Origin of the sequence: Streptomyces flaveolus (assembly GCF_044765825.1) — a bacterium.
In the GTDB taxonomy this organism is placed as follows: Bacteria; Actinomycetota; Actinomycetes; order Streptomycetales; family Streptomycetaceae; genus Streptomyces; species Streptomyces flaveolus.
This window is the reverse complement of sequence record NZ_JBIWKU010000005.1, coordinates 580,835-590,128: the sequence shown is the minus strand read 5'-3', so window position 1 is coordinate 590,128 and position 9,294 is coordinate 580,835. Positions and strand designations below refer to the sequence as shown.

Below are 9,294 nucleotides of genomic sequence, written 5' to 3'. Positions count from 1 at the left end.
AAGGAACGGACGCTTCCTTTGTACTCACCCTCTCGGGCTTTCCTCCGGGCGCTTCCCTTCGGTCTTGCGTTTCCGACTCTATCAGACCGTTTTTCCGATCCGATTTCCTCGGTGCTTTCCAGGTTCTCGCTTTCGCGTTTCCCTTTCCGGCGGTTCCGACTCTATCAGATCCTTTCGGGCCCTGATTCCCCGTCAGAGGGGGTTGTCTTCCCGGCCGTTGGGCCGTTCCGACGTCTCAAACCTTAGCGGACTTTCTCGGCGTTTCCCAATCGGTGTCGACCGGGGTGTCGAGTCCCCTTCGGAATTGAATTCGGACATGCCGAATCAGTTCCCAGTGGGAGGTCGTGCTGGTGGTTTGGTGTGCCGCTGCTGCGGCGGGAGGTGCTGCCGCAGAACCGTTACGGCCCCGTGGCAACCCGAAGAACTCTACGGATCCCGCAAGGGAGTGTCAAGCACCCCTGTCAAGATCTTTTAATCGAGGTCGCTGAGCCGGCCGCCGGCGTCGGGCTGGGCGTGCTCGACCCTGCGCAGGAGGCGGGTGAGGACCTCACCGAGGGCCGACCGTTCGTCCGCCGAGAGGTCCTGGAGGAGGTCCTCCTCGAAGACCGTGGCGAGGCGCATGGCCTCCAGCCACTTCTCGCGCCCCTCACCCGTCAGCTCGACGATCACGCGGACCCGGTTCGACTCGTCGCGCTCCCGGGTGACCAGCCCCTCCGTCACCATCCGGTCGATGCGGTGGGTCATGGCGGCCGGTGTCAGGCCGAGGCGCTTGGCGAGGTCGCCGGGACCCAGCCGGTAGGGAGCACCGGACAGGACGAGCGCCTTGAGTACTTCCCAGTCCGTGTTGCTGATGCCGAGCTCGGCCGTCTGGCGGCCGTACGCGACGTTCATGCGCCGGTTGAGCCGGGAGAGCGCCGAAACGATCTTCTCCACCTGCGGGTCGAGGTCCTGGAACTCTCGCTGGTAGGCGGCGATCTGTTCTTCGAGTGGCGGCTCGCCGGCGCCGGAGGTGTCGCCCATGGCCGCAGTATGGCACGCCCCTCCTTTGCCTTGAAGTCCTTCGGTATGTACTCTTTACCTTCGAACTTTAGCTTCTAAGTCTTCAGCCCTAACGGCTGAAGCGGACTACCCAAGAGAGGGTGAACGTGACCAGGGCAATGGGCGCCGCGATGCGCCGGATCCACGTGGGCAACGCACTCAGCGCGTTCGGGCTGGGCTTCACCGTCCCCTACCTGTACGTCTATGTGGCGCAGGTGCGGGGGCTGGGGTCCATGACGGCGGGTCTCGTACTCGCCGTCTTCGCCGTGGCCGCGCTGATCGTGCTGCCGTTCGCCGGGCGGGCCATCGTCCGGCGGGGCCCGCTGCCGGTGCTGTTGGTCGCCCTGGTCACCGCCGCGCTCGGCGCGCTGAGCCTGGGGCTCGCGGCCACGGCGGCCACCGTGCTGCTGTCCGCTGCCGCGCTGGGGGCGGGGCAGGCCGTGATGCAGCCGGCGCTCGCCACGATGATCGTGGACTGCTCCCCCTCGGAGACGCGGTCGCGCGCGTTCGCCATGCAGTTCTTCCTGCAGAACCTGGGGCTCGGCGTCGGCGGGCTCATCGGCGGTCACCTGGTCGACACCACGAGCGCCGCGTCGTTCACGCTGCTGTTCGCCATCGAGGCGGCGATGTTCCTGCTGCTGGTCGTGGTGATGGCGACGGTGCGGATGCCGCGTGCGCCGCGGGTGGGAGACGCCCCGGGGCAGGGCTCCGGCGGCGGCTGGAAGCAGTTGCTGGGCAACCGGGCCATGGTGCAGCTGTGCGTGCTGGGCTTCGTACTGTTCTTCGCCTGCTACGGGCAGTTCGAGTCGGGGCTGAGCGCCTACGGCGTCGAGGCCGCCGGGATCTCGACGTCCGCACTGGGGACGGCGCTGGCGGCGAACACGCTGATGATCGTGGTCGCGCAGTTCGCGGTACTGAAGTTCGTCGAGCGGCGGAAGCGGTCCCGCGTGATCGCCGCCGTGGGTCTGATCTGGGCCGTGGCGTGGGCGGTGGCCGGGTACGCCGGGCTCGGGCACGGCAGCCAGACGATGGCGACGGCCGCGTTCATCTCGACGTACGCGCTGTTCGGGCTGGGTGAGGCGATGCTGTCGCCGACGCTGGCCCCGCTGGTGGCCGACCTGGCACCGACCGGGATGGCGGGGCAGTACAACTCCGCCTTCGCCCTGGTGAAGCAGCTCGCGCTGGCGATCGGGCCGGCCGTGGGCGGGCCGCTGGGGGCCTCCCTGCACGGGCCGTACATCGTGGCGTTCCTGCTGTTCTCGCTGGGCATCACGGTGCTGGCGGTGCGGCTGGGGCGGCAGCTCACGGACGTGCAGAACCAGCCGTCGCTCGCGCGGAGCCGGGTCGTCACGCAGGGCGGGACGCCTGCGGGCGCCGTGGCGGCCGCGGAGGCGTGAGAGAGGCCGTGACGGGTCCCGCGCCCGTCACGGTTCACGGCTGACGTCCGGCGTCCGCCGGCCCGGCCCGGAGTTCACGGCTTCGGCAGGACGAACTCGCACCAGACGGACTTGCCGCCGCCGGGCGTGCGTCTGGAACCCCAGTTGGAGGCGATCGTCGCGACGATGGCGATGCCCCGGCCGGACTCGTCCCCCGGTTCCGCGCGGCGGCGCCGGGGGAGGTGGTCGTCGCCGTCGGTGACCTCGATGATCAGTCGGCGGTCCGTGCGGCGCAGGCGCAGGCGCATGGGGGGCGTGCCGTGCTGGAGGGAGTTGGCGACCAGCTCGCTGGTGGCCAGGACGCCCGCGTCGTGCAGGTCGGCGGGGAAGCGCCAGCTGGCGAGGACACCGGAGGCGAAGGCACGCGCGCGGGGGGCCGCCTCGACGCCGCCGAGCAGTTCGAGGGTGGCGTTGCGGAAGAGCTCGGCCTCCGCGCCCTTGCGCGCGGGGTGCTGCAGGACCAGGACGGCCACGTCGTCGTCGTGGTCCGGGGTGACGCCGGCCGAGCGGACCAGGCGGTCGCAGACCACCTGGGGACTGCCGGTCGCCCCCGACAGGGCGCGTTCCAGGGCGGCGATGCCCTCGTCCAGGTCCTCGTTGCGGCGTTCCACCAGGCCGTCGGTGTAGAGGACGGCGGTGGAGCCGGGGGTCAGGGCGATGGATCCCGACGCGTGCATCCAGCCGCCCGTGCCGAGCGGGGGGCCGGTGGGCTCGTCGGCGCGCTGGACGGTGCCCGTCTCGTCGCGGACCAGGATGGGCAGGTGCCCGGCGGAGGCGTACACCAGCCGGCCCTCGTTCGGGTCGTGGATGGCGTAGACGCAGGTGGCGATCTGGTTGGCGTCGATCTCGGTGGCGAGGCCGTCCAGGAGCTGGAGGACCTCGTGCGGGGGCAGGTCGAGGCGGGCGTAGGCCCGCACCGCCGTACGGAGCTGGCCCATGACCGCGGCCGCGCGGACGCCCCTGCCCATGACGTCGCCGATGACCAGGGCGGTGCGGCCGCCGCCGAGGGTGATCACGTCGTACCAATCGCCGCCGACCGCTGCCTCGGTGCCGCCAGGGTGGTACGTGGCGGCGACGCGCAGGTCGTCGGGCTCCTCGAGCTCCTGCGGGAGCAGGGAGCGCTGGAGGGTGACGGCGGTTTCCCGCTGGCGGCGTTCGCTCGCGCGGAGGCGGGCGGCGGCTTCGGCGTGGTCGGTGACGTCCGTGGCGAAGACGAGGACACCGCGGTCGCCGCCGCCGTCGCCCTCGGTGACCGGGGTGCAGGTGAAGGTGTACGAACGGCCGTCGGGTGCCTTGCGGGACTTGAGGGTGCGGGGTCTGCCGCTGCGCTGCACCTGGTCGAGGAGCGGGAAGAGCCCCAGTGCGTCGAGCTCGGGGAAGGCCTCGCGGGCCCCTCTGCCGAGGGGGCGTACGCCGAAGGCCGTGGCGTAGGCGTCGTTGACGTAGGCGATGCGGTGGTCGGGGCCGTGGACGAGGGCGACGAGGGCCGGGACGCGGTCGAGGACGTCGCGCGTCGGCAGGTCGTCGACGGCCGGTACGGGTGGGGCCTCGTCGGTCAGCTGCTCGGCGCGGGCGGCGGGGACGGAGCCGTCTCCCCGACGGTCCGGGGAGAGCGTCGTGTCGGTCCGCGCTGCGGCGCGGCGCTGCGTTCCGGGGAGTCGGGCGCTCCAGCGCGTGAAGTTCACGAATCCTTGCCTCGGGTAGTCGTCGGCGGCCGGTACCGGAACCGGCAGGGCCCGGGAGCCGCGCGGGGTGAGCGGCGGCCCGCCCCCGGTGGTGGACCAGTCTGGCAGGGTGCCGACCGGCCGACATCCGTCAGACGCCGGGCCGGCCCGGGGAGTTCCTGACTCCGGCCAGGACTACCCCTTCGGGTTGCGCGGAGGTTCCTGAGAAGGCTTTCCACCGGCCGCGAGTTCGAACTCCGCGCGGGGATGTTCGAGTGATCCCAGGGAGACGATCTCCCGTTTGAAGAGTCCGGCGAGGGCCCATTCGGCCAGCACGCGTGCCTTGCGGTTGACGGTGGGGACGCGGCTGAGGTGGTAGGCGCGGTGCATGAACCACGCCGGGTAGCCCTTCAGCCTGCGTCCGTAGACGTGCGCGACGCCCTGGTGGAAGCCGAGGGAGGCGACGGAGCCGACGTACTTGTGCGCGTACGTGTCGAGGGGCTCGCCGCGCAGGGCGTGCGTGATGTTGTCGCCGAGGACCCTGGCCTGGCGGACGGCGTGCTGGGCGTTGGGTGCGCACTCCCCGCCGGGTCCGGCGGCCGTGACGTCGGGGACGGCGGCGGCGTCGCCCGCGGCCCACGCGTGCGGTGCGCCGTCGACGGCCAGTTGCGGGGTGCACAGGAGCCGGCCGCGGTCGTTGAGGGGCAGGTCGGTGGCGGCGAGGACGGGGTGGGGTTTGACTCCGGCCGTCCAGACGACCGTGCGGGTGGGGAAGCGGGCGCCGTCGCTGAGGACGGCGACGCGGTCCGCGCAGGACTCCAGGCGGGTGTCCAGGCGTACGTCGATGTTGCGGCGGCGCAGCTCGGTGACGGTGTAGCGGCCCATGTCCTCGCCGACCTCGGGCAGGATGCGGCCCGATGCCTCGACGAGGATCCACTTCATGTCCTCGGGCGTGACGTTGTGGTAGTAGCGGGCGGCGTAGCGGGCCATGTCCTCCAGCTCGCCGAGCGCCTCGACCCCGGCGAAGCCTCCGCCGACGAAGACGAAGGTGAGGGCGGCGTCCCGGATCGCGGGGTCGCGGGTGGAGGAGGCGATGTCCAGCTGCTCCAGGACGTGGTTGCGCAGGCCGATGGCCTCCTCGACGGTCTTGAAGCCGATGCCGTGGTCGGCGAGGCCGGGGACGGGGAGGGTGCGCGAGACCGAGCCGGGCGCGAGGACGAGTTCGTCGTACTCCAGCCGGCGGGCTCCCGTGCCCTCCTCCTCGGTGGCGAGGGTGGTGACGGTGGCGGTGCGGCCGGTGTGGTCGATGCTGTGCGCCTCGCCGACGACGACGTGGCACCGGTCGAGGACGCGGCGCAGCGGCACGACGACGTGGCGCGGGGAGATGGAGCCGGCCGCCGCCTCGGGGAGGAACGGCTGATACGTCATGTAGGGGTCGGGGGTGACGACGGTGATCTCCGCCTCGCCCCGCCGGAGTTCGCCCTTCAGGTTCCGCTGGAGACGCAGGGCCGTGTACATCCCGACGTAGCCGCCGCCGACAACGAGAATGCGCGCACGTTCCTTCACCATCCCATGACGCACCCGCCGCTTGCGTTTGTCCACAGGCTCGGCGATTTGTGTGACCGGAGACCACTCGGGCGCCGGGTTGGCCGGATCGCCGTGGTGTGCGGCGCCGACGCAGGTCAGCGCGGGTGGGGCGGCGAACGGGAGGGGGCATATTCCGGGCGTATACGACCCGTACTCCGATCGGGGGGCGCTCCGTGCGGAACCTGCCCCTTCTGAATTGACTCCCGCTCAACTATGTTCGTCCCCACGGAGTGTAGGGGGATGTGCTCACGGGGTCCGCGACGGGCGGGCCGCCGAACGGGGTCCGTCACGCGCGCTCCGGCTTTCAATGGCGGGGAGAGTCTCCGGGGGGAGACGTCATTACCGGGGGATTGTCTATGCATGTTCAGGACTCTCATTGGTCGTCCGCTTCCGCCGTCGCGCCCGGTGGCGTGATGGGTGCGGCGACGGGCGGCGGACGCGGTGACGGTGGGCGTACGGCGCCCCTGCGCGTGGACGCCCAGCGCAATCTGGAGCACGTGCTGCGCGCGGCGCGCGAGGTGTTCGGCGAGCTGGGGTACGGCGCGCCGATGGAGGACGTGGCGCGGCGCGCCCGGGTCGGTGTCGGCACGGTGTACCGGCGCTTCCCGAGCAAGGACGTCCTGGTGCGGCGGATAGCCGAGGAGGAGACGGCCCGGCTGACCGATCAGGCCCGGGCGGCGCTCGGGCAGGAGGACGAGCCGTGGTCGGCGCTGTCGCGCTTCCTGCGCACGTCGGTGGCGTCGGGGGCCGGCCGGCTGCTGCCGCCGCAGGTGCTGCGGGTCGGGGTGCCGGACGAGGGTGACGGCGCGGCCGGCGGTGGCGCGGCCGGTGAGCCGCGGGTGCCGCAGCAGCGGATACAGCCGGGCTCCGGTGAGCTGCGGCTGGTGCCCGAGGACGCGGTGCCGCTGGGGCCCGGCCCTGGTTCGCCCGCCGGCTCCGTCGGGACGCCCCTCGCCCCGGGGGCCGATCACGGGGCGGCGGCGCTGCTGGAGGTCGTGGGCCGGCTTGTGGAGCGCGCCCGTGCGGCGGGCGAGCTGCGGCCGGACGTGTCGGTGTCGGACGTGCTGCTGGTGATAGCCACGGCGGCGCCCTCGCTGCCCGACGCGGCACAGCAGGCGGCGGCCTCGGCCCGGCTGCTGGACATCCTGCTGGAGGGGCTGCGTTCGCGTCCCGCGTGAGGCCGGTGAGGCGTCGGGCGGGACGGCGGGGGGCACTCCGCGCGTCTCGCTCGGGGCCCGTCGGGGAACGGGGTGCGTGCTATGGGACCGTCGGGAACAGGGCGCGTGATCCTCGACCGTCGGAACGGCGCCCGCTCATTCCGACCGTCGGGAACAGGGTGCGTGCTCCCCGGCCGTGGGAGCGATGCCCGCACATGCCGACCGTCAGAAACAGAGTGCGTACTCCCCGACCGTCGGGAAGGGATGCGTGCCCCGCCGGGAACGGGACTCGTACTCCCCGACCGTCGTCGCCGAGGGCAAAGGCGTATCCCTTCCCCGAACGGCTGACCGTCAGTACTGCGTTGCGGCAAGTGACCACGGACGAGTGACCGTCCACGGTGCGGGTTCCTGACGAAAAGCCCCTGTGGCACCCTGACCCGGTGTTCGGGTCAGGGTGGGCAGGTGGCGGGGGCTTTCCGCGATGAGCGTCGACGGGCGGGACGGTGCACTCGGTGACGGCGATGCCGGACCCGGTGACCCGCCGCAGGTGCCGGGCCAGGGCAGCCCCGCGAACGTCCCGCGGCGCGGCAGCTTCGCGGGAGGCGGCGTCCCCGCACAACGGGAGCTGCACGAGGACAGCGTGCTGCCGCCCCCGCGCGACGTGCCGCCGTCCGACGCCGAGCTGATCGGGCTGATGCGCTCGGGCGACGACACGGCCTACGAGGAGCTGTACCGGCGCCACGCCGACGCGGTGCGCCGGTACGCGCGCACCTGCTGCCGTGACGCGCACACCGCGGACGACCTCACCGCCGAGGTGTTCGCCCGCATGCTCCAGGCGGTGCGCGGCGGTTCCGGACCCGAGCACGCCGTACGCGCGTATCTGCTGACCGCTGTTCGGCGCGTCGCCGCGGGCTGGACGCGGTCGGCCAAGAGGGAGCAGCTGGTCGACGACTTCGCCGTGTTCGCCGCGCAGTCCGCGCACACCGCGAAGGTGCCGGACGACGACACCCTGGAACTGGGCGCCGACGTGCGCGCCATGCACGAGGCCGAGCAGTCCATGGCCATGCAGGCGTTCCGGTCGCTGCCGGAGCGGTGGCAGGCCGTGCTGTGGCACACCGAGGTCGAGGACGAGTCGCCGAGCGAGGTGGCCATGCTCTTCGGCCTGGACGCCAACGGCACGCGCGTGCTCGCCAGCCGCGCCCGCGAGGGCCTGAAGCAGGCCTACCTCCAGGCGCACGTCAGCGACGCCCTCGCCGCCGACGAGGAGTGCGCCCGCTACGCCGACCAGCTCGGCACCTATGCCCGCGGCAGGCTGCGCACCCGGGCCGAGCGGGGTCTGCGCAAGCATCTGGAGGAGTGCGCACGGTGCCGGCTGGCCGCCAGTCAGATCGAGGAGGTCGCGAGCGGTATCCCCGCCGTGGTGCCGGTCGCGGTCATCGGCTGGTTCGGCGTCGCCGGGTACGCCAAGGCGGCCGGGCTCATCGCCGGGGGTGCGGGCGCCGGTGCCGCGGGCGCGGCGGCCGCTTCGGGCGGTGGCACGTCCGGCGGAGCGGGCACCGGGGGTGGCGCGGCGGCCTCCGAGGGGCTGGGAGCGCCGGTGAAGGCCGGTATCGCGGCCGGTGTGACGGCGGTGGCCGCCGCGGCGGCGCTGGTCTTCGCGCTGACCGGCAACGACGCCCCGGGCAAGGAGCCGCCGAAGGCCGCCCCGCCCGCCTCCTCACCGGTGGCGCAGCCCGCGCCGGACACGCCCACGCCGCCGAAGCAGACCCCGCACCCGCCGGTGGCCGCGCCCGCGCCGGCCCCGACACCCACGCCCACCCCGACACCCACGCCGACGCCGCCCCCGGCACCCATCCCCACGCCCACGCCCACGCCCACCCCGAAGCCGACGCCGCCCCCGGCACCCATCCCCACGCCCACTCCGACCCCGCCCCCGCCCCCGGCACCGACGCCACCGCCACCTCCACCGCCCGCCCCGACCGTCTACCGGTGGAGCGAGCTGGCGTACGACCTGACCGGTGACGGCACGGGGCCCGAGATGCGGCTGGCCGGGAGCAGCTGGGTGTGGCAGCGCTCCGACCTGTCGGTCGGCGACGTGCGGTACGCGCACGGCGTCACCGTGAACGGACGCTCCTCCGTCACCGTCGACCTCAACCGCTCGTGCTCGTCCTACGACGCTCTGGTCGGCGTGGACGACCTGACGATGAAGCTCGGCAAGGTCCACTTCTCGGTGTACGCGGACGGCGCCCGGCTGTGGAACTCGGGAACGGTCGAGGGCGGGGACCCCGCGGTACCCGTCCACGTGGACATCTCGGGACGCGAGACCGTACGGCTGGTGGCCGAGCCGCACAGCCCCGTCGACTCGGTGGCACTCGCGGACTGGGCGCAGTCGCGCTTCACCTGCGCGTAGGG

At 72.8% G+C, this 9,294-nt stretch carries 6 protein-coding genes; 3 read left to right on the top strand and 3 right to left on the bottom strand.

All coding sequences use genetic code 11. From position 1 onward, the window contains the following. Window positions 1–471: 471 nt before the first annotated feature. Window positions 472–1,020, bottom strand: a complete 549-nt coding sequence (locus tag ACIRG6_RS19110) for a MarR family winged helix-turn-helix transcriptional regulator (protein WP_318213444.1) — start codon at window positions 1,018–1,020, stop codon at window positions 472–474. Window positions 1,021–1,157: 137 nt separating this feature from the next. Here ACIRG6_RS19110 and ACIRG6_RS19105 point away from each other — a divergent pair, with 137 nt between their 5' ends. Continuing rightward, window positions 1,158–2,435 (top strand): MDR family MFS transporter, encoded by a 1,278-nt coding sequence (locus tag ACIRG6_RS19105; protein WP_364819708.1) that lies wholly within the window; start codon window positions 1,158–1,160, stop codon window positions 2,433–2,435. A gap of 74 nt (window positions 2,436–2,509) precedes the next feature. Here ACIRG6_RS19105 and ACIRG6_RS19100 read toward each other — a convergent pair whose 3' ends face one another. Both ACIRG6_RS19100 and ACIRG6_RS19095 read right to left on the bottom strand, forming a co-directional pair. Then, a complete protein-coding gene (locus ACIRG6_RS19100) occupies window positions 2,510–4,159 on the bottom strand; it encodes an ATP-binding SpoIIE family protein phosphatase (protein WP_239765732.1) in 1,650 nt (549 codons plus the stop codon). A gap of 174 nt (window positions 4,160–4,333) precedes the next feature. Beyond that, on the bottom strand, window positions 4,334–5,707 hold the full coding sequence (locus ACIRG6_RS19095; protein WP_350723665.1) for an NAD(P)/FAD-dependent oxidoreductase: 1,374 nt from the start codon (window positions 5,705–5,707) through the stop codon (window positions 4,334–4,336). A gap of 374 nt (window positions 5,708–6,081) precedes the next feature. Between ACIRG6_RS19095 and ACIRG6_RS19090 the strand changes: the two genes are divergently transcribed. Both ACIRG6_RS19090 and ACIRG6_RS19085 read left to right on the top strand, forming a co-directional pair. After that, complete coding sequence (locus ACIRG6_RS19090) at window positions 6,082–6,903, top strand: TetR/AcrR family transcriptional regulator (RefSeq protein WP_364675091.1); 822 nt, start codon at window positions 6,082–6,084, stop codon at window positions 6,901–6,903. A gap of 460 nt (window positions 6,904–7,363) precedes the next feature. Then, entirely contained in the window at window positions 7,364–9,292 is a 1,929-nt protein-coding gene (locus ACIRG6_RS19085) for a sigma-70 family RNA polymerase sigma factor (protein ID WP_403323643.1), read from the top strand. Window positions 9,293–9,294: the final 2 nt, after the last annotated feature.